This window comes from Pseudomonas sp. KnCO4 (assembly GCF_045344305.1).
GTDB classification, from domain to species: domain Bacteria; phylum Pseudomonadota; class Gammaproteobacteria; order Pseudomonadales; family Pseudomonadaceae; genus Aquipseudomonas; species Aquipseudomonas anuradhapurensis.
In genome coordinates this window covers 1,056,114-1,077,500 of the sequence record NZ_CP174199.1, presented here as the reverse complement: position 1 = coordinate 1,077,500, position 21,387 = coordinate 1,056,114, and the positions used below count along the sequence as shown (strand labels likewise).

Here is a 21,387-nt window from a genome sequence, read left to right as displayed (position 1 = left end):
ATTGATGGTGTAGACGAATCAACGGCCCTTGAAGTGAGCCACGTTGTCCTTTACTGCGGCGGCGGAGCTGGCCAGGTGCAGGCGCTCGCCGCTTTCGGCGTCGAACAGCAGCACCCGGGCCGGGTCGAACTGCAGGTTCAGGTTGTCACCTACCTGGCACGCCACATCCGGCGCCAGGCGGCAGCAGACCTTGGTCTGGTTGAGGGTGACGAACACCAGCAGGTCCGGCCCGGTAGGCTCGGTCACCTGCACCTCGGCGCGGATGCCCGGCAAGCCGTTGCCCTCCCCGGTGCCCAGCGCGATCTGCTCGGGGCGGATGCCCAGAATCACCTCGCGCCCCTCGAGTTCGTCGGTAGCCAAGCCCAAAGGCAGTTCGCAACGCGCCTGGCCGCTGTCGAGCAGCGCCAGCAGGCGGCCATCCTGTTTGGTCAGGCGTACCGGGATGAAGTTCATCGGCGGCGAACCGATGAAGCTGGCGACAAACTGGTTGGCCGGGTCGTTGTAGATCTGTTGCGGGGTGCCGAACTGCTGGATGATGCCGTCCTTCATCACCGCCACCTTGTCGCCCAGGGTCATGGCCTCGATCTGGTCATGGGTGACGTACACGGTGGTGGTCTTCAGGCGCTGGTGCATCAGCTTCATTTCGGTGCGCATCTCGACGCGCAGCTTGGCATCGAGGTTGGACAGCGGTTCATCGAACAGGTAGATCTTCGGCCGCCGCGCCAGCGCCCGGCCCATGGCCACGCGCTGTTGCTGGCCGCCGGACAGCTGCGCCGGCTTGCGCGCCAGCAGGTGCTCGATCTGCAGCAGCTTGGCCACCCGCGCCACCTCCTCGTCGATGGCAGCCTGGGGCAGCTTGCGGATCTTCAGGCCGAACTCGATGTTCTCGCGCACGCTCATGGTCGGGTACAGCGCGTAGGACTGGAACACCATGGCGATGTCACGATCCTTGGGGCTCATGCCACTGACATCCTGCTGGTCGATGAGGATCGCCCCGCCGGTGATCTGCTCCAGGCCGGCAATGCAGTTCATCAAGGTCGACTTGCCGCAGCCCGACGGGCCGACCAGGATCAGGAACTCGCCATCCTTGATCGACAGCTGGATGTCCTTGAGGGTGTCCGGCAAGCCGCTGCCGTAGGTCTTGTTCACATTGCGAAGTTCGAGCGTTGCCATGACTTACCCCTTTACCGCGCCAGCCGTCAGGCCGCGGACGAAATATTTGCCTGCCACCACGTAGACCAGCAGGGTTGGCAGGCCGGCAATCATCGCCGCTGCCATGTCGACGTTGTATTCCTTGGCCCCGGTACTGGTGTTGACCAGGTTGTTCAAGGCCACGGTGATCGGTTGCGAGTCGCCGCTCGAGAACACCACGCCAAACAGGAAGTCGTTCCAGATCTGGGTGAACTGCCAGATCAGGCAGACCATGATGATCGGCGTGGACATCGGCAGGATGATGCGGCGGAAGATGGTGAAGAACCCGGCGCCATCCAGCCGCGCAGCCTTGACCAGCGCATCGGGGACGCTCACGTAGAAGTTGCGGAAGAACAGCGTGGTAAAGGCCAGGCCATAGACCACGTGCACCAGCACCAGGCCGCTGGTGGTACTGGCCAGGCCGAGCTTGCCGAGGGTGAACGAGGCCGGCAGCAGCACGGTCTGGAACGGCAGGAAGCAGCCGAACAGCAGCAGGCCGAAGAACAGCTGCGAACCACAGAAGCGCCACATCGACAGCACGTAGCCGTTCAGCGCGCCGATGGCAGTGGAGATCAGTACCGCCGGCACGGTGATCATGATCGAGTTCCAGAAGTACCCGCTGACCGTGGCCCAGGCCTTGACCCAACCAATACCGCTGAACACCGCCGGCCAGCTCAGCAGGTTGCCGGTGCTGATATCGTCCGGGGTCTTGAAGCTGGTCAGCAGCATCACCACCAGCGGCACCAGGTACAGCAACACGGCCAGCAACAGCACCGCGTGGATGGCGATGCGGCTGAGGCTCAGCAGCGGTTTGTCGACAGGGCTATGCATGGCGTTTGCTCCGCAGCTCCGAATACAGGTAAGGCACGAGGATCGCCAGGATCGCCCCGAGCATGAGGATGGCGCTGGCCGAGCCCATGCCCATCTGCCCGCGGCTGAAGGTGAACGAATACATGAACATCGCTGGCAGGTCGGATGAATAGCCCGGGCCGCCGGCGGTCATCGCCGCCACCAGGTCGAAGCTCTTGATGGCAATGTGCGCGAGAATCATCAGCGAGCTGAAGAACACCGGGCGCAGGCTGGGCAGCACCACACGCCAGTAGATGCGCGGCAGGCTGGCGCCGTCGATCTGCGCGGCGCGGATGATCGACGGGTCGACACCGCGCAGGCCGGCGAGGAACATCGCCATGATGAAACCCGATGCCTGCCAGACCGCGGCAATCACCAGGCAATACACCACCCGGTCCGGGTCGATCAGCCAGTCCAGGCGGAAACCTTCCCAGCCCCAGTCACGCAGCAGCTTGTCCAGGCCCATGCCGGGGTTGAGCAGCCACTTCCAGGCAGTGCCGGTGACGATCATCGACAGCGCCATGGGGTACAGGTAGATGGTGCGGATGAAGCCTTCGCGGCGGATACGCTGGTCCAGCAGGACCGCCAGCAGCACACCGATGACCAGGCTGATGGCAATGAACAGGCCGCCGAACAGCAGCAGGTTCTTGCTCGCCACCCACCAGCGGTCGTTGTCGAACAGCCGGGCGTACTGGGCCAGGCCGGCCCACTTGTAGGTCGGCAGGAAGGTCGACGTGGTGAAGGACAGGACAAAGGTCCAGAGGATGTAGCCGTAGAAGCCCACCAGGACGATGAACATGCTCGGCGCCAGTACCAGCTTGGGCAGCCAGCGCTGAAGCGCGTCCAGGGGTGAGGCCCGCAGTTGGGCGGTTGTTGTGGTCATGTCGTGGATCTCGAGGTAAAGGCGATGCTTTGCACCGCTTCGCGGGCACGCCCGCTCCCACAGGGGGCCTGCTCACCACAGGTCCTTGGCAGGACGCCGAACCTGTGGGAGCGGGCTTGCCCGCGAATGGCTTTACTGGGCAGCCTTGATCGCCGCCGCCAGCTTCTTCGCCGCATCGGCCGGGTCGGCCTTCGGGTCGTTGATGTAGTTGGTCACCACATCGAAGAACGCGCCCTGCACGGCCAGCGTGGTGGCCATGTTGTGCGCCATGCTCGGCTGCAGGCCGCCGCTCTTGGCATCGGCGAGGAAGTCCTTGGCGGAGGTTTGCGCGCAGGCATCGAAGCCGTACTTGCCCATGTCGGCGAGCATGTCGTTGCGTACCGGGATGGAGCCCTTGTTGATGCTGAACACCTTCTGGAAGTCCTGGCCCAGCACCTTGCGCGCGATGTCCTGCTGGCCGGCGGCGGTGCCTTCGTCGTTCTGCTTGAACACTACCAGCGAATCGATGTTGTAGAGGAACGCCTTGTCCGTGCCAGGGAATGGCACGCACTGGTAGTCCTTGCCGGCGGTTTTCTTCGCCAGGGTCCATTCGCTCTTGGCCCAGTCGCCCATGATCTGCATGCCGGCCTTGCCGTTGATGACCTTGGCCGCTTCGAGGTTCCAGTCCTGGCCCTTGCCATCCGGGTCCATGTAGGTGGCGACCTTCTTCAGCTCGGTCAGCGCCTTGACCATCTGCGGGCCGGTCAGCGCCTGGCTGTCGAGGTCGACCAGGGCCTTCTTGTAGCCATTTACACCCATCACGGCCAGCACCACGCTTTCGAATACGGTGCTGTCCTGCCACGGCTGGCCGCCATGGGCGAGCGGGATGAAGCCGGCGGCCTTGAGCTTGTCGGCGGCGGCGTAGAATTCGTCGAGGGTGGTCGGCGCCTTGTCGATGCCGGCCTTCTTGAACACTTCGGGATTGATCCACAGCCAGTTGATGCGGTGGATGTTCACCGGTACGGCGACGTAGTCACCGTCATACTTCACGGTATCGGCGACCTTCTTGTCGAGCAGCGTGTCCCACTTCTCTTCCTTGGCCACATCCTTGAGCACATCGGCGTCGAGCAGGCCGGTGGCTGCCCAGTCCTGGATGTCCGGGCCCTTGATCTGTGCGACACCCGGCGGGTTGCCCGCCACGGCGCGGCTCTTGAGCACGGTCATGGCCGTGGCCCCACCGCCGCCAGCGACTGCGCCGTCCTTCCAGGTGAAGCCATCTTTCTCGACCTGGGCCTTGAGCACATCGACTGCCGCTTTTTCACCACCGGATGTCCACCAGTGCACCACCTCGATACTGCCTTTGGAATCGGCAGCCAGGGCAGTGAGCGGGAACAGGGAGGCCCCTAGCGAGGCAATGGAGATTGCGGCAGCGAGACGAAGCGTAGAGTTCATCGAAGCACCTTTCTTGTTGTTATGCCGTGCAAGTCGGTCGCTTGCGTTGCATTGAGTCTAAACAGCGTGCGCGCTTCGGCAGGTAACGAAGCGACGCGTGAATGTCATCATCTGGTTACATTGGCGGCCAGGCTGCTGGCCAGGCTCGGCGCCAGCGGCAAGCCCGGCAGCAGCAATGCCTGGTAGGCGTGGTAGAGGTCGGGCTTGCCCGGCCACAGCGTCCCGGCTGGCTGGTTATGCGCATCGAGCTCGTGGTGCCAGCTGCCCGCAACCAGGTCGATGAAATGCCTGGCAATGAAGTCCCAGCAGCGCTGGTACCACTGCTCGTAGCGTGCCTCGCCAGTACGCTGCAACAGCGCTGCTGCAGCGGCGCAGGCCTCGGCGTGCACCCAATGCAGGCGCGCGTGCACCATCGGCCGATTGGCCCAGTCCAGGGTATAGACAAAGCCCGGCGCGCCATCGACGTGCCATGCGTGCAGGCAGGCCGCGTCGAACAACGCGCGCGCGTCATCCCCCAGCCAGCCCGGCGCAGGCAGGCCGGCCCGTTCGAGGCTGGCCTCCAGGTGCAACAGCAACCGCGCCCACTCCAGCGCATGCCCGGGGGTGGTGCCATACGGCCGGAAAGGATCAGCCGGACGCTCCAGGTTGTAATGCGGCAGTGGCTGCCACAAGGCATCGAAGTGCTCGATGACGCGATGGCCGTTGGCGGCGGCATGCTCATGAATGACGCGTTCGGCGATGCGCAGGGCGCGTTGCAGCCACAGGTGCTGGCCCGTGACGTCGGCCAGGGCCAGGAAGGCTTCGACCGCGTGCATGTTGCTGTTGGCGCCACGGTACGGCTCGGGCAGCTGCCAGGCACGGGAGAAGGATTCCCTGAGGGCACCCTCCTCTTCGCTCCAGAAATGCGCGTCGAGCATCTGCACCGCGTCTTCCAGCAGGCCGGGGGCGTCGACAGCGCCGGCCAGCACCGCCGAGCTGGCGGCCAGGGCGACGAAGGCATGCAGGTAGGCGGCCTTGCCGCTGTCGGTAGCGCCATCGGGGTGGGCGAACCAGCCGCCATGGGTGGCGTCCTGCATGGCGCCGCGCAGGGCGGCCACGCCGTGTTCGACATCGGCCAGGTATCCGGGCAAGCCCTGCAGGTGGGCCAGGGCGAAGCAGTGGGTCATGCGGGCGGTGTTCAGGGTATCGGCACGGGCACCGGGGGCAAGCTGCCCCTTGGCATCCAGGCTGCCGAAGCCATCGGGCAGTTTCGCAGCCTTGGCGAACGCCAGCAGGCGCTGTGCTTCGGCCAGGCGCCAGGCGGTGTGGGCCGGGCTGTCGAGCCAGCGGGTGGCAGGCAGGTTATGCGTATTCATGGGCCAGCTTGATCCTTGCCAGTCGTGGGCGAATTCTAGTCAGCGCGATCGGGCGGGATGTCACGAAGGGCCGGGGGTTTGTCACCATACGGTTACATTTCGCTTGCCGGCGCCCGGCTCTCAGTCCATGCCCCGCGGCAGGTACAAGGTCACCCGCAACCCGCCCTCGCGCAGGTTGAGCAGACTCACCTCGCCGCCATGGCTATGGGCGATGTTGCGCGCGATGCCCAACCCCAGCCCATAACCCTGCTGCTGCCCCGCCAGGCGGAAGTGCGGCTCGAACACCTGCTCCAGCTGCTGCTCAGGCACCCCCGGCCCCTGGTCATCGACCTGCAGCACGAAGCCCTCGGCACTGTCGATGATACGTAACCGTGCGCGCTCGCCGTACTTGATGGCATTGTCGATCAGGTTGCCGATGCACCGTCGCAACGCCAGCGGCTTGCCCGGATACGGCGCCAGCGCCCGGCCTTCGAGGGTGATGCGGCCATCGCCCAGGTAGGGCTCGGCGAGGATTTCCAGCACCTGGTTGAGGTCGACTGGCTCGATGTTTTCATGAATGTCGGTGTCCTTCACGCACTGCAGGGCCCCTTTGACCAGCAACTCCAGCTCATCCAGGTCCTGGCTGAACTTGGCCTGCAGGCGTTCGTCCTCCAGCAGCTCGACCCGTAGCCGCAGGCGGGTGATCGGTGTGCGCAGGTCGTGCGAGATAGCGCTGAACAGCTGGCTACGTTCGGTCAGGTAGCGGCTGATACGTTCGCGCATGCTGTTGAACGCCCGCCCCACTTCCACCACCTCACTGCCACCACCTTCGGCCACCGGCGGCACATCGGCCCCCAGCGACATTTCGCGCGCCGCCCGTGCCAGGCGCTTGAGCGGCCAGCTCTGCCAGTGCACCAGCAGGCCGATGAACAGCAGCAGCAACACGGTGGTCAGCACGATGAAGCCGATCTGCTGGCGTGGCAGGCGTTCGGCTTCCAGGCTGGTATAGGGCTCGGGCAGCAGCGAGGCGATGTACAACCACTCGCCCTCGCCCAGGCGAATTTGCGTCACCAGCACCGGCGGGTTGAGCGGTTCCAGGGTCAACGAGTAGTGCGCCCACGAGCGCGGCAGCTCGTCGAGCTTGAGGCCGCTGTTGAAGATGCGCAGGTCGTCGGGGCTGACGAACGCCACGGAAATTTCCATCTGCGAACCCAGGCGCTCATGCAGCACTTGCTGGAACACGTCGATCACCACCTGCTTGCGCGGGGTGACCGGCAGTACCGGCATGTCCAGTGGCTTGGCGTTGAGCGACACGAAGAAGCGCGTGCCGCCCATGCTGCGCAACTGGTCGAGCACCATGGGCCGATAGCCCATCGGCAACGAACGAAAGTAGCTGACGCTGGCGCTCATCGAGTGGGCCAGGCTGCTGGCGCTGGCACGCAGGCCCTGCAGTTGGCTGGCGCGCAACTGGGCAACCCAGATGATGCTGGACAAGCCCTGGGCCAGCAGCACCACCAGCAGGGTCAGCAGCAGCATGCGCCCCAGCAACGAGCGCGGCAGCAACCGCCAGCGCCGCTCAGGAGCCACTGCAGACATGGGCAGCCAGCAGGTAGCCACTGCCGCGCACGGTGCGGATCAGCCGGGGCGGTTTGTCGGTATCGCGCAGGCGCTGGCGCAGGCGGCTCACCGCCATGTCGACGATGCGGTCCAGCGGCATCGGCTCGCGGCCGCGGGTGGCGTTGCCGATGGTGTCGCGGTCGAGGATCTGCTGGGGGTGGTCGAGAAACAGCTTGAGCAGGGCAAAGTCGGCGCCGGAGAGCATCACCTCCTCGCCGTCGCGATGAAACAGGCGATGGCTGACAGTGTCCAGGCGCCAGTCGTCGAAGGCCAGCACGGCACTGCCCGGCGCCGCCTGGCCGAACTCGGCACGGCGCAGCAGGGCCTTGATCCGTGCTTGCAATTCGCGCGGGCTGAACGGTTTGCCCAGGTAGTCGTCGGCGCCCAGTTCCAGGCCGATGACCCGGTCGGCTTCGTCCGAGCTGGCGGTGAGCATGATGATCGGTACCCGTGCCTGGCGCGGGTGCTGGCGTACCCAACGGCACAGGCTGAAGCCGTCTTCGTCGGGCAACATGACGTCGAGGATGACCAGATCGCAAGGGGTGGTTTCCAGGGCGCGGCGAAAGCCCTTGCCGTCGGCTTCGGCCTGCACCTGGAAGCCGGAACGGCTCAGGTAGGTTTGCAGCAGTTCGCGGATTTCCTGGTCGTCGTCGACCATCAGGATCGATTTACCGGCAGTGCTCAAGGTGGTCTTCCTTTTGTCTGGTTACAGGTCTTCGTTGCCTGCTATCGGGCCCGCTGCGCAGCCCACCGCGGCCCAAGGCCGCTCCTGCAGCGACCGCGCCGGGCCGGAAATCCCAGGCCCCGGTGCAGCAGCGGCGTTGGGTCGCGATGGCCGCGCAGCGGCCCTCAATCACCTAGCCGTGATCCAGCGCCTGTTGCAAGGCCACTCCAGCCCCCAGCAACCCGGAAAACTCCGCCGTCACCAGCCATACCGGCACCCCGGCGAAATAACCGCTCATGCAGCCCTTGTCGGCAAAGCTGGTGGCGAACCCGCTGCGCAGGAACAGCTCGGCAAACCGTGGGATCACACCGCCGACAATATAGACCCCACCGCGCGCGCCCAGCGTCAGCACATTGTTACCCGCCACCCGGCCGAGGAACCGGCAGAACTGCTCGATCACCGCCAGCGCCCGTGGTTCGCCGCCCAGCGCAGCATCGGTGATCTGCGCCGGGGTGTTGTGTCGGGGTGTGTCGCCGTCCAGTGCACAGATGGCCTGGTACAGGCGCAGCAGGCCACCGCCACTGAGCACGGTTTCGGCGCTGACATGGCCGATCTGGGCGTGAATCTGTTGGTGGATTGCCGCTTCGCGGGCATTGCCCACCGGCAGGTCGACGTGCCCGCCCTCACCCGGCAAGGCGCACCAACGCTCACCCACTCGCAACAGGGAGCCGACACCCAGACCGGTACCCGGGCCGATGACCAACGCCGGGCGCGAAAGGTCGGCCTGGCCCGGGCACACCTCGCGGAACTCGCCATCGCGCAGGCGGGTCATGCCCAGCGCCATGGCGGTGAAGTCATTGATCAGCAGCAACTGCTCGATCTGCAGCCGCTGGCAGAACGCCTGACGGCTCAGGCGCCAATGGTTGTTGGTGAAGCGGAACTCGTCGCCATTGACCGGCCCGGCCACCGCCAGGCAGGCAGCAGTCACGCCGCCGCGAGCGATGCCAAGGCCTTCCAGGTAAGCCTCGATGGCCTGTTCCGGGCTGGTGTAGTCCTCGGTGGCGAAGACCTTCACCGCCTGTAGCTGGTTGTCACGCCACAACGCGAAACGGGCATTGGTGCCGCCGATGTCGCCAACCAGCAGGTCTTTCATTTGAGGTTCTCCAGGGCCGCGGTGAAGGCGCTGGCGCCCTGCTCTGCCGGGCTGAACGCCATGCGCATGAAGCCGAACAGCTCGCGCCCGCAGCCCAGGTCGTTGCCCTGGGGGGCGGGCGGCAGGTCGCGGCTGGCCAGTTCTTCGGCCGACACCATTACCCGCAGCGTGCCCTCGACACCATCGACGCGCACGATATCACCGTCGCGCACCCGCGCCAGCGGGCCACCGTCATACGCCTCCGGGCAGACGTGGATAGCCGCCGGGATCTTGCCGGAGGCACCGGACATGCGCCCGTCGGTGACCAGCGCCACCTTGTAGCCGCGATCCTGCAGCACACCGAGGAACGGCGTGAGCTTGTGCAGCTCCGGCATACCGTTGCAGCGCGGGCCCTGGAAGCGCACCACGGCAACGAAATCACGCTCCAGCTCGCCGGCCTTGAAGGCATCGGCCAGCGACTGCTGGTCGTGGAACACCCGTGCCGGGGCTTCGACCACCTGGTGCTCCGGGGCGACCGCCGACACCTTCATCACGCCGCGGCCAAGGTTGCCTTCCATCACCCGCAGGCCGCCTTCGGCCGAGAACGGTCGGGCTACCGGGCGCAGGATGCTTTCGTCCAGGCTGTGCTGCGGCCCTTCGCGCCACACCAGCTTGCCGTCGTCGAGGAACGGTTCCTGGGTGTAGCGACGCAGGCCATGGCCGGCCACGGTGTTGACGTCCTCGTGCAGCAACCCGGCATCGAGCAGCTCGCGGATCAGGAAGGCCATGCCGCCAGCGGCCTGGAAGTGGTTGATGTCGGCCTTGCCGTTGGGGTAGACGTGGGACAGGGTCGGCACCACTTCGGACAGGTCGGCCATGTCCTGCCAAGTCAGCTGGATCCCCGCCGCCTGGGCAATTGCCGGGATATGCAAGGTGTGGTTGGTGGAACCGCCAGTGGCATGCAGGGCAACGATGGAGTTGACCAGCGCCTTCTCATCGACAATTTCGCCCAGCGGCATGAAGTTGCCGCTGGCCTTGGTCATGCGCGTGACCTGTTGCGCGGCCTCGGCAGTGAGCGCGTCGCGCAGCGACGTGTACGGGTTGACGAAGGAGGCGCCGGGCAGGTGCAGGCCCATCACTTCCATCACCAGCTGGTTGGTGTTGGCCGTGCCGTAGAAGGTGCAAGTACCCGGGCTGTGGTAGGACTTCATCTCCGACTCCAGCAGCTCCTCGCGGCTGGCCTTGCCCTCGGCGTAGCGCTGGCGCACGTCGGCCTTCTGCTTGTTGGAAATGCCGGACACCATCGGCCCGCCCGGGACGAAAATGGTCGGCAGGTGGCCGAAGCGCAGTGCGCCCATCATCAGCCCGGGGACGATCTTGTCGCAGATGCCCAGCATCAGCGCAGCGTCGAACATGTTGTGCGACAGCGCCACGGCGGTGGACATGGCGATCACTTCACGGCTGGCAATCGCCAGCTCCATGCCCGGCTCGCCCTGGGTCACGCCGTCGCACATGGCCGGCACGCCACCGGCAAACTGGCCGACCGAACCGACCTCGCGCAAGGCCTGCTTGATCTGCTCGGGGAAGTGCAGGTACGGCTGGTGCGCCGAGAGCATGTCGTTGTAGGCCGAGACGATGGCCACGTTGGCCGCGTTCATCAGGCGCAGGGTCTGCTTGTCCTCGCTGCCGCAACCGGCCACGCCGTGGGCGAAGTTGGCGCATTGCAGGCTGGCACGCATGGGGCCTTCACTGGCCGCGCCGCGAATCAGCTGCAGGTAGCGTTCGCGGGTGGCACGGCTGCGCTCGACCAGCCGCTGGGTGACCTCAAGGATGCGCGGATGCATGTACTGGACTCCAGGCTAATTGTAAGGGCGGTTTACCAGGCATTTCCCCTCCAAACGATTGCGGCCTAGGCTCAAGGTAGAGGAGCCCGCTGCATCGGTGGAGGCAGGTCGCCCGACCACTCGTTGTATGTTTAAACAAAATATTGCCACTAAAAAGGCTTGTTTTCTATCAGCCAGTGAATAATCTTGTAATTCCAACAACAAAACCGTTTCAGTGAAGCTCCTTTGTGCCACAGGTTTCACTCGGACTGCCAGAGGTACTGCCATGACTTTACGCATCGCCATCAATGGATTCGGCCGCATCGGGCGCAACGTCCTGCGCGCACTGTATACCCAAGGCTACCGCCAGGACCTGCAGGTCGTCGCCATCAACGATCTGGGCGACAGCGCCATGAACGCCCATCTGCTCAAATACGACAGCGTGCATGGCACCTTTGACGCCAACGTCGAGGCCGACCACGAAAGCCTGACGGTCAATGGTGACCGTATCGCCGTCAGCGCCATCCGCAACCCGGCCGAACTGCCGTGGAAGGCCGAGGCGATCGACGTGGTGTTCGAATGCACCGGGCTGTTCACCGAGCGCGCCAAGGCCGCCGCGCACCTGGCTGCGGGAGCGCGCAAGGTGATCGTCTCGGCCCCCGCCAAAGGCGCCGATGCCACCGTGGTATACGGTGTCAACCATGATGTGCTGCGGGCCTCGCACCAGGTCATTTCCAACGCCTCCTGCACCACCAACTGCCTGGCGCCGATTGCCCAGGTGCTGCACCGCGAGTTCGGTATCGAGCAGGGCCTGATGACCACCATCCATGCCTATACCAACGACCAGGTGCTGACCGACGTGTATCACGGCGACCCGTACCGCGCACGCTCGGCGACCCAGTCGATGATCCCCAGCAAGACCGGGGCCGCCGAAGCGGTAGGCCTGGTGCTGCCGGAACTGGCCGGCAAGCTGACCGGCATGGCGGTGCGCGTGCCGGTGATCAACGTGTCGCTGGTGGATCTCACCGTCAACCTTCGGCGCGAGGCCACGGCCGAGCAGGTCAACCAGCTGTTCCTCGAAGCCAGCAAGCATTCGCGGGTGCTGGGCTACAACGCCTTGCCGCTGGTTTCCTGCGATTTCAACCACAACCCGCTGTCGTCGATCTTCGATGCCAACCATACCCGGGCCAACGGGCGCATGCTCAAGGTGCTGGCCTGGTATGACAACGAGTGGGGCTTCTCCAACCGCATGCTGGATAACTGCCTGGCGCTGTGCCGGGCCGGCTGAGTGTCGGGTGGGAGCGGCCTTGCGTCGCGATGGGCCGCTAAGCGGCCCCGAGCAAATGTGCTGGGGTCGCGATCCAGGGGCCGCTTCGTGCCCCATCGCGACGCAAGGCCGCTCCTACACAGGGATCGCGCAAGGCGCCCCACTCACAATCTTTACTTTTTCCTAACATTTCCAAGCTTGACCTTCGACAGGGATGATAAGCATTATCATTAACTCCTTGTCGCCCAGGTCCCCTCGTGAGTCAGTCCCGGTTCAATTCCGTCTTCCTCGTCCAGCGCCAGAGCCTGCTGCGCACCCTGCAGCGCATGGTTGGCAACCCGAACACGGCCGAGGACCTGTTGCAGGAGACCTACCTGCGGGTATCCCGCGCCCTCGCTGAGCGGCGCGTCGAACACATCGAACCGTTCGTGTTCCAGACCGCGCGCAACCTGGCCCTCGACCACCTGCGCGCACGCCTGGTGCAATCGCGCATGCTGGTCGACGATGTGCCCGACGAGGTGCTGCACAGCGTGGCCGCGCCGGCCACCAGCAGCGAAGATGCCGCGCATGCCGAACAGTTGCTCAAGCAGTTGAGCGTCAGCCTCGGCCAGCTGAGCGAACGCCAGCAGCGCATTTTCATCCTCAGCCGCCTGCATGGCGCCACCTACCTGGAAATTGCCGAACAACTTAAGGTTTCGCCCAGCACGGTCCAGAAGGAACTGAAACTGATCATGGCGATCTGCATGGGTGTTGCCGACCGCCTCAAGTGAGGCAACGCAAAGCCCTTGCTACCACCCGCCCCAGCCTTGATCATTCGCAGAAAAGACCATCCAGGGATTCACCGTGACCGACAGCCCCGCCCCCCGCCCGTCACCCGCCGGACCAGACGCCCGTGCTCGTGCCATGGACGAAGCGCTGGACTGGCTGGTACGCCTGCAATGCGCCGACGCCGCGGACACCCTGGCCTTCGAAGCCTGGCTGAGCGCAGCAGCGGAGAACGCCGAAGCCTATGTCGAGGCCGAAGCCCTGTGGCACGGCGCGCCGCTGCGCCAGGTGGCCGTGCAGATGCATCTGCACCAGCGCCGGTCGTGGCGTGGGCGCCTGCGCAGCCACTGGAAACCGCTGGCTACCGCCGCGCTGCTGCTGGTCGGGCTGTGCACCTATGGCGACCTGCCCCTGCGCCTGCAGGCCGATCACCTGACGCTGGTCGGTGAACGCCAGCGCCTGCAACTGGACAACGGGGCGAAAGTGTTGCTCAACACCGATTCGGCATTCGCCAGCGAGTACCGTGACGGCCGCCAGGTCGCCCGCCTGCTGCAAGGCGAGGCCTATTTCCAGGTTGCCGGGGGAGCACGGTTGCCACTGGAAGTACAGGCCGGGCCGCTGCGCGCGCAGGTGGGCGATACCGACTTTGCCGTGCGCTACCTTGGCGGCGAGGCACAAGTGCGGGTGCAGCGCGGCGATGTCGACTTGCAGGGCGCCCGTGACCAGCGTATCCGCCTGAGTGCCGGCGAAAGCATCAGCATCGGCCCCCATGGCTTTGGCCAGCGCCAGCGCCCCGACATGCGCAGGGACCTGGCCTGGGTGGATGGCCGCCTGGTGTTTGAAAACTGCCCGCTCAGCCAGGTGCTGGCAGAGCTGCGGCGCTACTACCCAGGCTGGATCATCAACCGCAATACGCAGCTGGAAAACGTGACGGTGACTGGCAACTACCGCCTCGACCAGCCCCTGGAGACCCTGCGCGCGCTGGCCCACATCACCTCGGCCCGGCTGCATGAATACCCGGCGCTGGTCATCCTGAACTGATCTTTTGCCTATGCCGGCCCGATCGCTGGCGCCCCCGCACACGCCGCGCCGCCTGCATCGCGGATAAATCCGCTCCTACAGGTAACGCGCTGGCTTGCCGGCGATAGGGCGCACGGTCCTGTATTTATTTTTACGCGGTCGCGCTACCTCGCCCGTCTCGTTATAGCCAATGCGACTGATTCTTGTTTCAAGACAGGAACAGCCAACACCTATAACAGACCGCGCGTCAGGGAGCGCTTTCGATGTCCACAGGTCCTACCCGCCCCTCCACCCTTCCCCGCCGTACAGGGCCACTGTCCCTGCTGACCCTGGCCCTGCTCGCCAGCGGCACCTGCAGCCTGCCGACGCTGGCCGCCGAGCCGGCCCAGGCCAGCACCCCGCGCATGGGTGAATACCGCTTCAACATCGGCCAGCAACCGCTGGTGACGGCTATCAATGCCTTCAGCCAGGTTACCGGCTGGCAGGTCGGCTTGAGTGCCGAGCTGGCCGACGGCGTAGTCTCGCCAGGCGTGCACGGCGCGCTACTGCCGGAAGCCGCTCTCAAGCGCCTGCTGCACGGCACCGGCCTGGGCGTGCGCAAGATCGGCAACGGCAATGTGGTGCTCGAACGCCAGGCCGGCAACAACGTGGTCGCCCTGCAGCAGGTCACCGTCAGCGCCACCCGCAGCGCCCAGGACGTCAGCCAGGTGCCGAGCACCGTCAGCGTGCAGACCCGCGAACAACTGGACCGGCAGAACGTCAACACTATCCACGACCTGGTGCGCTATGAGCCAGGGGTGTCAGTAGCCGGCACCGGCCAGCGCAGCGGCCTGAACGGCTACAACATCCGTGGCATCGACGGCGAGCGAATCCTCACCCAGGTCGACGGCGTGTCGATCCCCGACAGTTTCTTCTACGGCCCCTACGCCCAGACCCAGCGCAACTACGTCGACCCGGAAATCGTCAAACGCGTGGAAATCCTTCGCGGCCCGGCCTCGGTGCTGTACGGCAGCAACGCCATCGGCGGCGCGGTCAGCTATTTCACCCTCGACCCGGACGACATCATCAAGCCCGGCAAGGACGCCGGCGCCCGCCTGAAGAGCGGCTACAGCTCGGCCGACGAAAGCTGGCTGACCTCCGCCACTGTCGCCGCTCGCCAAGGTGACGTCGACGGCTTGCTGCACCTGAGCCAGCGCAACGGCCATGAGACCGAGACCCACGGCAGCCACAGCGGCGCCGGGCTGTCGCGTAGCGAAGCCAACCCGATGGACGCACGCACCACCAACGTGCTGGCCAAGCTGGGCTGGGACTACGCCGAGGATGCTCGCCTGGGCTTTACCTACGAACACTACAAGGATGACCGCGAGCAGAATATCCTCAGCGCGGTGGGCGGGCCGTTCACCGGCGGCGGCAAGGGCATGGGGTTCTACAAGGCGCGTAGCGGCAACGACGTCATCACCCGTGAGCGCTTCGGCATCAGCCATGAGTTGGGCCTGGCATCGCCGGTTGCCGACCACCTGAAGTGGAGTCTCAACTACCAGATCGCCAAGACCGACCAGCACACCGAGGAAATCTACGCCCCGTTTACCCGCCAGGTGTTACGCACCCGCGATACCCTCTACAAGGACCGCCAGTGGGTGTTCGACGCGCAGCTGGACAAGGCCTTCAGCATTGGCGCCAGCGACCATCTGCTGACCTACGGCACCACCCTCAGGCACGAGAAGGTTACCGGTTCGCGCAGCGGCACCGGTACCTGCCTGGCCGTTGGTGCAGGCTGCCCGGCCGCCGGTGCTGACCGCCCGGCCGATGGCCAGGCCCTGGTCAGCGACTTCCCCGACCCGACCGTGAACACCTACAGCCTGTTCGTGCAGGATGAAATCCGCTGGAACGACTGGACCTTCCTGCCCGGCGCACGCTACGACTACACGCGCATGGAGCCAAGGTTCACCGAGGAATACCTGCGCGGCCTGGAATCCACCGGTGCGGCGCCCACCTCCCTCGACGACTCCACCAGGAAGTGGCACCGTGTCTCGCCCAAGTTCGGCCTCACCTATGCCTTCAACGATAGCTACACCTGGTACGGCCAGTACGCCGAAGGCTTCCGCACGCCGACCGCCAAAGCCATGTTCGGCAAATTCCAGAACCTCGACCAGGGCTACCGCGTGGAAGGCAACCCAGGCCTGGAGCCGGAGAAGAGCAAAAGCTATGAAACCGGCCTGCGCGGCAACTTCGACGCCGGCAGCTTCGATGTGGCGGTGTTCTACAACAAGTACCGCGACTTCATCGATGAAGACGCCGTGCAGAGCGCCAACCTGGAGCAGACTTTCCGCGCCAGCAATATCAAGCACGCCACGATCAAGGGCGCCGAGTTCAAGGGCCGCCTGAACCTCGACCGCTTCGGCGCGCCGCAGGGCCTGTATGGCCAGGGCTCGCTTGCCTACACCTACGGCCGCAACGATGACAGCGGCGCGCCGCTGAACAGCGTCAACCCGCTCAAGGGTGTGTTCGGCCTGGGTTACGAGCAACAGCAATACGGTGGCCTGCTGAGCTGGACACTGGTCAAGCGCAAGACCCGCATCGACAACAGCAGCTTCCATTCGCCCGACGGCTCCGCCAGCAAGTTCCGCACCCCGGGCTACGGCGTGCTGGACCTGACCGGCTACTACCGGGTCAGCGACGACGTCACCATCAATGCCGGCCTGTACAACCTCACCGACAAGAAGTACTGGCAGTGGGATTCGGTGCGCAGCTACGACGGCCAGGGTGAAGCGGCAGTGACCCAGCCAGCCAACATCGACCGCCTGAGCATGCCGGGGCGCAACTTCGGCATCAATGTGGTCTGGGATATCTGACCCTTTGCACCTGTAACGGCCTCTTCGCGGGCTCGCCCGCTCCCACAGGTACTGCGCAAGCCTTGGGCCTGCGCTGGACCTGTGGGAGCGGGCATGCCCGCGAAGAGGCCAGTACAGGCAACACGAAAACCCGATTTTTTTACTGTTCCGTCCCCGCTGTTTCGTCTTGTCTCTAGATGCCCCCCTTTCCAAGGACTGCCCCATGACCGACCGCCCAGCCCTGCGCTCCCAGCGCCTCAACCAGATCACCCACGCCCCCCATGCCGAACTGGATGCCCTGGTCAAAGCCCACGCCCCCTTCGACAGCCGCGAAAGCTTCGCCCGCTTCGTGGTCGCCCAGTACCTGTTCCAGGCCGAATTGCAGGCCCTGTACAACGACCCGCAACTGATCGCCATCGTCCCCGACCTGGCCGAGCGCTGCCGCGCCGAACAGGCCCGCCTGGACCTCGCCGACCTCGACACCGAAGTGCCACCCGCCCTGCCAGGTGCCCTGCGCAATCCAGGCCTGGGCGAGGCAATGGGCTGGATCTTCGTCTCCGAAGGCTCCAAACTGGGCGCGGCGTTTCTGATCAAGCGCGCCATGGCCCTGGGCTTGTCCGACAGCTTCGGTGCCCGCCACCTCGGCGAGCCGGCCGGGGGCCGCGCCGAAGGCTGGAAACAGTTCACCCGTATTCTTGATGGCCTGGCGTTGTCGGCCGACGATGAGGCTGCTGCCGAACGCGGCGCAGTGGCTGCCTTCGAGCGCTTCACCGAGCTGCTCAGGCACGCCTATGCTACGCATGCCGCGCTGGCTTGACAGGCCATACCCGGCCACCCTGTCGGTGGCCGACCGCTTTTTATGCAGTGAGACCATGACCCGACCCGCCCGCTCGAAACTCGCCCGCCTGCTGTATGCGATCCTGGCTTATGTCAGCCTGGGCGTGGGCCTGGTGGCGATTGTCATTCCCGGCCTGCCGACCACCGAATTCATCCTGCTGGCGGCCTGGGCGGCTACCCGCAGTTCGCCACGGCTGTCGGCCTGGCTGGAAAGCCACCGGCTGTTCGGGCCGATCCTGTACAACTGGCGTAATGGCAAGGTGATCCAGCGGCGGGCGAAAGTGAGCGCGACGCTCAGCATGCTGCTGTGCGCAGGGCTGATGCTGACGCTGCTGCAACACCACTGGCCGGTGTACCTGGCCATTGCCGGCATGACCCTGGGCAACCTGTGGATCTGGTCACGCCCGGAACATCCTGGCCCTGCCCCTTCACAGGCTCAGCAGCCCTGAGTACAGCGCATAGGCAGCCAATGCGGCACCTGCCAGCACGGCGGCAAATATCAGCTTTTCCCAGTGGCTGAACAGGGTCTGGCCCTGTTCACGCTTGGCCCTGGCGAACAAGATCACCCCCGGAGCGTAGAGCAACGCCGACAACAGCAGGTATTTGAGGCCGCCGGCGTAGAGCAGCCAAATGGCATACAGCAAGGCAACCAGCGCCACCAGCAAGTCCTTGCGGCGCAGCGCTGGCTGCCCGGCGTAGGTTTCTCCACGTATCGCCAGCAGCACGGCGTAGGCCGCCGACCACAGGTAAGGCACCAGGATCATCGACGAGGCCAGGTAGATCAGGCTGGTGTAGGTACCGGCGGAAACCAGCGTGATCAGCAGAAACCCCTGGATCATGCAGTTGGTCAGCCACAGGGCGTTGGCCGGCACATGGTTGGCGTTTTCCTTGGCCAGGAAACGCGGCATGGTCTTGTCGCGCGCGGTGGCGTAGAGGATCTCGGCACACAGCAGCGCCCACGACAACAGCGCGCCGAGCAGCGAGACCGCCAGGCCGAGGCTGATCAGCAGGGCGCCCCAGGGCCCGACGATATGCTCCAGCACCGAGGCCAGCGACGGGTTCTGCAAGCCGGCCAGCTCCGGCTGGGTCATTACCCCCAGCGACAGCACATTCACCAGTACCAGCAGCGCCAGCACCCCGAGAAAGCCGATCACCGTGGCCTTGCCCACATCCGAACGGCGCTGGGCACGCCCGGAATACACACTGGCACCTTCGATGCCGATGAACACGAATACGGTCACCAGCATCATGTTGCGCACCTGCTCCAGCACGCTGCCGAACTGCGGGTTGCCCAGGCCCCAGATATCTCGGGTGAAGATATCGGCACGGAAGGCGAACACCGCAATCACCACGAAAATCAGCAACGGCACGACCTTGGCCACGGTGGTCACCTGGTTGATGAACGCCGCTTCCTTGATGCCGCGCAGCACCAGGAAATGCACCGCCCACAGCAGCAGCGAGGCACAGCCGATGGCGATCGGCGTATTGCCTTCGCCAAACACAGGGAAGTAGAACCCCAGGGTGCTGAACAACAGCACGAAGTAGCCGACGTTGCCCAGCCAGGCGCTGATCCAGTAACCCCAGGCCGAGGAGAAGCCCATGTAGTCACCAAAGCCGGCCTTGGCGTAGGCGTATACCCCAGAATCCAGCGCCGGCTTGCGGTTGGCCAAGGTCTGGAACACAAACGCCAGCGCCAGCATGCCGACCGCGGTAATGGCCCAGCCGATCAGCACTGCCCCCACCTCGGCACGCGCCGCCATGTTTTGCGGCAGCGAGAAGATCCCGCCACCAATCATCGAGCCGACCACCAGCGCGATCAGCGCGCCGAGGCGCAGCTTCTGTCCCGGTTCGCTCATGTGCCTCCTGTTTTTTCGCCCGCTGTCACAGCTTTGAAACAGCCATGCGGGCTATATAAATATTGTTACTTATAATGTTAGTGCGCGGTGAAGCTATGCCACTCATAACAGCTGTGTCTATAACGCAGCTACGGGAAAACTAGCACCTGCCGGGCAACTAGGAAAGCGCCTGATAAAACTCAAAATTCTTGTCAAAAATTTGCGAAAGCGGCAAAAGCGACTAGCTTCAAGCATCGCAGGTGGAACAGAGCGTTTGCTCTAGAAGGACATGGAGGTGCCAGCGCGCAAGGCCTGCAGCAGAAGCTGTCGGCACTCTCCAGGAGTATCGTGAAGGAATTTTCCCACTTCACGTCGCCATGAACTGACCTAAGTCAGCGTATGGCAGCGGCGTCGGATTTACTCTGTCGTCAACTTTCTCCTGGCAGGAGTTGTTAAATGTCTGATTCATCCGGAAAACTAAAGCTCGGCGCGTTAGTTGCACTTGTCGTCGGTTCGATGATTGGCGGCGGGATCTTCTCGCTGCCGCAAAACATGGCGGCCAGCGCCGGGGTCGGCGCAGTGCTGATCGGCTGGGCCATCACCGCGGTCGGCATGCTGACCCTGGCGTTCGTGTTCCAGACCCTGGCCAACCGCAAGCCTGACCTGGATGGCGGGGTGTATGCCTACGCCAAGGCCGGTTTCGGTGACTACATGGGCTTCTCCTCGGCCTGGGGCTACTGGATCAGCGCCTGGCTGGGCAACGTCGGCTACTTCGTGCTGCTGTTCAGCACCCTGGGCTACTTCTTCCCGATCTTTGGCGAAGGCAACACCCCGGCCGCCATCATCGGCGCCTCGGTGCTGCTGTGGGCCGTGCACTTCCTGGTACTGCGCGGTATCAAGGAAGCGGCATTCATCAACCTGGTCACCACCATCGCCAAAGTGGTGCCACTGGTGCTGTTCGCCCTGATCTGCCTGTTCGCCTTCAAACTCGACATCTTCACCGCCGATATCTGGGGCCTGGGCACGCCAGAGCTGGGCAGCGTGATGAACCAGGTGCGCAACATGATGCTGGTCACCGTGTGGGTGTTCATCGGCATCGAAGGCGCGAGCATCTTCTCGGCGCGGGCGGAAAAACGCTCCGACGTGGGCAAGGCAACAGTGATCGGCTTCGTGACCGTGCTGCTGTTCCTGGTACTGGTCAACGTGCTGTCGCTGGGCATCATGACCCAACCGGAACTGGCCAAGCTGCAGAACCCGTCGATGGCCGCCGTGCTGGAACATGTAGTCGGCCACTGGGGCGCGGTGCTGATCAGCGTCGGCCTGGTCATCTCGCTGCTCGGGGCCCTGCTGTCGTGGGTGCTGCTGTGCGCCGAGATCATGTTCGCCGCCGCCAAGGACCACACCATGCCGGAGTTCCTGCGCCGCGAGAACGCCAAGCAGGTACCGGCCAACGCCCTGTGGCTGACCAACGCCATGGTGCAGATCTTCCTGGTGATCACGCTGTTCTCCGAAAGCACCTACCTGTCGCTGATCTACCTGGCCACGTCGATGATCCTGGTGCCCTACCTGTGGTCGGCCGCCTATGCCGTGCTGCTGGCAGTGCGCAGCGAAACCTACGAACAGGCCCTGGCCGAACGGCGCAAAGATCTGATCATCGGTGGCATCGCCCTGGTGTACGCGATCTGGCTGCTGTACGCCGGCGGCGTGAAATACCTGCTGCTCTCGGCCCTGCTCTACGCACCTGGCGCGATCCTGTTCGCCAAGGCCAAGCGTGAGGTTGGCCAACCTGTCTTCACCAACGTGGAAAAACTGATCTTCGCAGCCGTGGTCATCGGTGCCCTGGTGGCAGCCTTCGGCCTGTACGACGGCTTCCTGACCCTGTGATCCACGTCTTCGTTCAATTGGAGG

The 21,387-nt window shown here is 64.6% G+C and carries 17 protein-coding genes; 7 read left to right on the top strand and 10 right to left on the bottom strand.

Features of this window, described 5'->3' with window-relative positions:
* Nucleotides 1-18: 18 nt before the first annotated feature.
* From ACJA3S_RS05045 to edd, 9 genes are all read right to left on the bottom strand, one after another.
* Nucleotides 19-1,173 (bottom strand): ABC transporter ATP-binding protein, encoded by a 1,155-nt coding sequence (locus ACJA3S_RS05045; protein ID WP_406821033.1) that lies wholly within the window; start codon nt 1,171-1,173, stop codon nt 19-21.
* A 3-nt stretch (nt 1,174-1,176) separates the two neighbouring features.
* Nucleotides 1,177-2,022: a carbohydrate ABC transporter permease gene (locus ACJA3S_RS05040; protein WP_406821032.1), complete on the bottom strand. Its 846-nt coding sequence runs from the start codon at nt 2,020-2,022 to the stop codon at nt 1,177-1,179.
* Entirely contained in the window at nt 2,015-2,923 is a 909-nt protein-coding gene (locus ACJA3S_RS05035) for a carbohydrate ABC transporter permease (RefSeq protein WP_170028457.1), read from the bottom strand. The genes ACJA3S_RS05040 and ACJA3S_RS05035 overlap by 8 nt, the downstream gene beginning before the upstream one ends.
* Before the next feature lie 132 nt (nt 2,924-3,055).
* A complete protein-coding gene (locus ACJA3S_RS05030; protein WP_406821031.1) occupies nt 3,056-4,354 on the bottom strand; it encodes an ABC transporter substrate-binding protein in 1,299 nt (432 codons plus the stop codon).
* A 107-nt stretch (nt 4,355-4,461) separates the two neighbouring features.
* Nucleotides 4,462-5,709, bottom strand: a complete 1,248-nt coding sequence (locus tag ACJA3S_RS05025) for an AGE family epimerase/isomerase (protein WP_406821030.1) — start codon at nt 5,707-5,709, stop codon at nt 4,462-4,464.
* A 120-nt stretch (nt 5,710-5,829) separates the two neighbouring features.
* Nucleotides 5,830-7,284 carry an ATP-binding protein gene (locus tag ACJA3S_RS05020; RefSeq protein ID WP_406821029.1) on the bottom strand — a complete coding sequence of 485 codons (1,455 nt, stop codon included), beginning with the start codon at nt 7,282-7,284 and terminating at the stop codon, nt 5,830-5,832.
* Complete coding sequence (gltR, locus tag ACJA3S_RS05015; protein WP_406821028.1) at nt 7,265-7,990, bottom strand: two-component system response regulator GltR; 726 nt, start codon at nt 7,988-7,990, stop codon at nt 7,265-7,267. The genes ACJA3S_RS05020 and gltR overlap by 20 nt, the downstream gene beginning before the upstream one ends.
* Before the next feature lie 172 nt (nt 7,991-8,162).
* The gene (locus ACJA3S_RS05010; RefSeq protein ID WP_406821027.1) at nt 8,163-9,122 is read right to left on the bottom strand and encodes a glucokinase; all 960 of its coding nucleotides are present in this window, start codon (nt 9,120-9,122) and stop codon (nt 8,163-8,165) included.
* Nucleotides 9,119-10,945 (bottom strand): phosphogluconate dehydratase, encoded by a 1,827-nt coding sequence (gene edd / locus ACJA3S_RS05005; protein WP_406821026.1) that lies wholly within the window; start codon nt 10,943-10,945, stop codon nt 9,119-9,121. Before edd ends, ACJA3S_RS05010 begins: the two co-directional genes overlap by 4 nt.
* Before the next feature lie 265 nt (nt 10,946-11,210).
* Between edd and gap the strand changes: the two genes are divergently transcribed.
* The 6 genes from gap (at nt 11,211) to ACJA3S_RS04975 (ending at nt 18,093) form a co-directional block, all read left to right on the top strand.
* Nucleotides 11,211-12,212, top strand: coding sequence for a type I glyceraldehyde-3-phosphate dehydrogenase (gap, locus tag ACJA3S_RS05000; RefSeq protein ID WP_406821025.1), 1,002 nt, complete (start codon nt 11,211-11,213; stop codon nt 12,210-12,212).
* A gap of 236 nt (nt 12,213-12,448) precedes the next feature.
* A complete protein-coding gene (locus ACJA3S_RS04995) occupies nt 12,449-12,961 on the top strand; it encodes an RNA polymerase sigma factor (RefSeq protein WP_406821024.1) in 513 nt (170 codons plus the stop codon).
* A gap of 73 nt (nt 12,962-13,034) precedes the next feature.
* Entirely contained in the window at nt 13,035-13,997 is a 963-nt protein-coding gene (locus ACJA3S_RS04990; protein ID WP_406821023.1) for a FecR family protein, read from the top strand.
* A 242-nt stretch (nt 13,998-14,239) separates the two neighbouring features.
* Nucleotides 14,240-16,828: a TonB-dependent receptor gene (locus tag ACJA3S_RS04985; protein WP_406821022.1), complete on the top strand. Its 2,589-nt coding sequence runs from the start codon at nt 14,240-14,242 to the stop codon at nt 16,826-16,828.
* A 202-nt stretch (nt 16,829-17,030) separates the two neighbouring features.
* Nucleotides 17,031-17,624, top strand: a complete 594-nt coding sequence (locus ACJA3S_RS04980; protein WP_406821021.1) for a biliverdin-producing heme oxygenase — start codon at nt 17,031-17,033, stop codon at nt 17,622-17,624.
* 55 nt (nt 17,625-17,679) lie between these two features.
* Nucleotides 17,680-18,093, top strand: a complete 414-nt coding sequence (locus ACJA3S_RS04975; protein ID WP_406821020.1) for a YbaN family protein — start codon at nt 17,680-17,682, stop codon at nt 18,091-18,093.
* Here ACJA3S_RS04975 and arcD (ACJA3S_RS04970) read toward each other — a convergent pair.
* The gene (gene arcD, locus ACJA3S_RS04970; protein ID WP_406821019.1) at nt 18,073-19,500 is read right to left on the bottom strand and encodes an arginine-ornithine antiporter; all 1,428 of its coding nucleotides are present in this window, start codon (nt 19,498-19,500) and stop codon (nt 18,073-18,075) included. The two genes, ACJA3S_RS04975 and arcD (ACJA3S_RS04970), sit on opposite strands and share 21 nt — an antisense overlap.
* Nucleotides 19,501-19,935: 435 nt before the next feature.
* Here arcD (ACJA3S_RS04970) and arcD (ACJA3S_RS04965) point away from each other — a divergent pair, with 435 nt between their 5' ends.
* Nucleotides 19,936-21,363, top strand: coding sequence for an arginine-ornithine antiporter (gene arcD, locus ACJA3S_RS04965; protein ID WP_406821018.1), 1,428 nt, complete (start codon nt 19,936-19,938; stop codon nt 21,361-21,363).
* Nucleotides 21,364-21,387 lie beyond the last annotated feature (24 nt).

Bases quoted from the DNA above. Each gene is read 5' to 3' on its own strand.
- ACJA3S_RS05045 (WP_406821033.1), bottom strand. From the start codon at position 1,173: ATGGCAACGCTCGAACTTCGCAATGTGAACAAGACCTACGGCAGCGGC.
- ACJA3S_RS05040 (WP_406821032.1), bottom strand. From the start codon at position 2,022: ATGCATAGCCCTGTCGACAAACCGCTGCTGAGCCTCAGCCGCATCGCC.
- ACJA3S_RS05035 (WP_170028457.1), bottom strand. From the start codon at position 2,923: ATGACCACAACAACCGCCCAACTGCGGGCCTCACCCCTGGACGCGCTT.
- ACJA3S_RS05030 (WP_406821031.1), bottom strand. From the start codon at position 4,354: ATGAACTCTACGCTTCGTCTCGCTGCCGCAATCTCCATTGCCTCGCTA.
- ACJA3S_RS05025 (WP_406821030.1), bottom strand. From the start codon at position 5,709: ATGAATACGCATAACCTGCCTGCCACCCGCTGGCTCGACAGCCCGGCC.
- ACJA3S_RS05020 (WP_406821029.1), bottom strand. From the start codon at position 7,284: ATGTCTGCAGTGGCTCCTGAGCGGCGCTGGCGGTTGCTGCCGCGCTCG.
- ACJA3S_RS05010 (WP_406821027.1), bottom strand. From the start codon at position 9,122: ATGAAAGACCTGCTGGTTGGCGACATCGGCGGCACCAATGCCCGTTTC.
- edd (WP_406821026.1), bottom strand. From the start codon at position 10,945: ATGCATCCGCGCATCCTTGAGGTCACCCAGCGGCTGGTCGAGCGCAGC.
- gap (WP_406821025.1), top strand. From the start codon at position 11,211: ATGACTTTACGCATCGCCATCAATGGATTCGGCCGCATCGGGCGCAAC.
- ACJA3S_RS04985 (WP_406821022.1), top strand. From the start codon at position 14,240: ATGTCCACAGGTCCTACCCGCCCCTCCACCCTTCCCCGCCGTACAGGG.
- ACJA3S_RS04980 (WP_406821021.1), top strand. From the start codon at position 17,031: ATGACCGACCGCCCAGCCCTGCGCTCCCAGCGCCTCAACCAGATCACC.
- ACJA3S_RS04975 (WP_406821020.1), top strand. From the start codon at position 17,680: ATGACCCGACCCGCCCGCTCGAAACTCGCCCGCCTGCTGTATGCGATC.
- arcD (WP_406821019.1), bottom strand. From the start codon at position 19,500: ATGAGCGAACCGGGACAGAAGCTGCGCCTCGGCGCGCTGATCGCGCTG.
- arcD (WP_406821018.1), top strand. From the start codon at position 19,936: ATGTCTGATTCATCCGGAAAACTAAAGCTCGGCGCGTTAGTTGCACTT.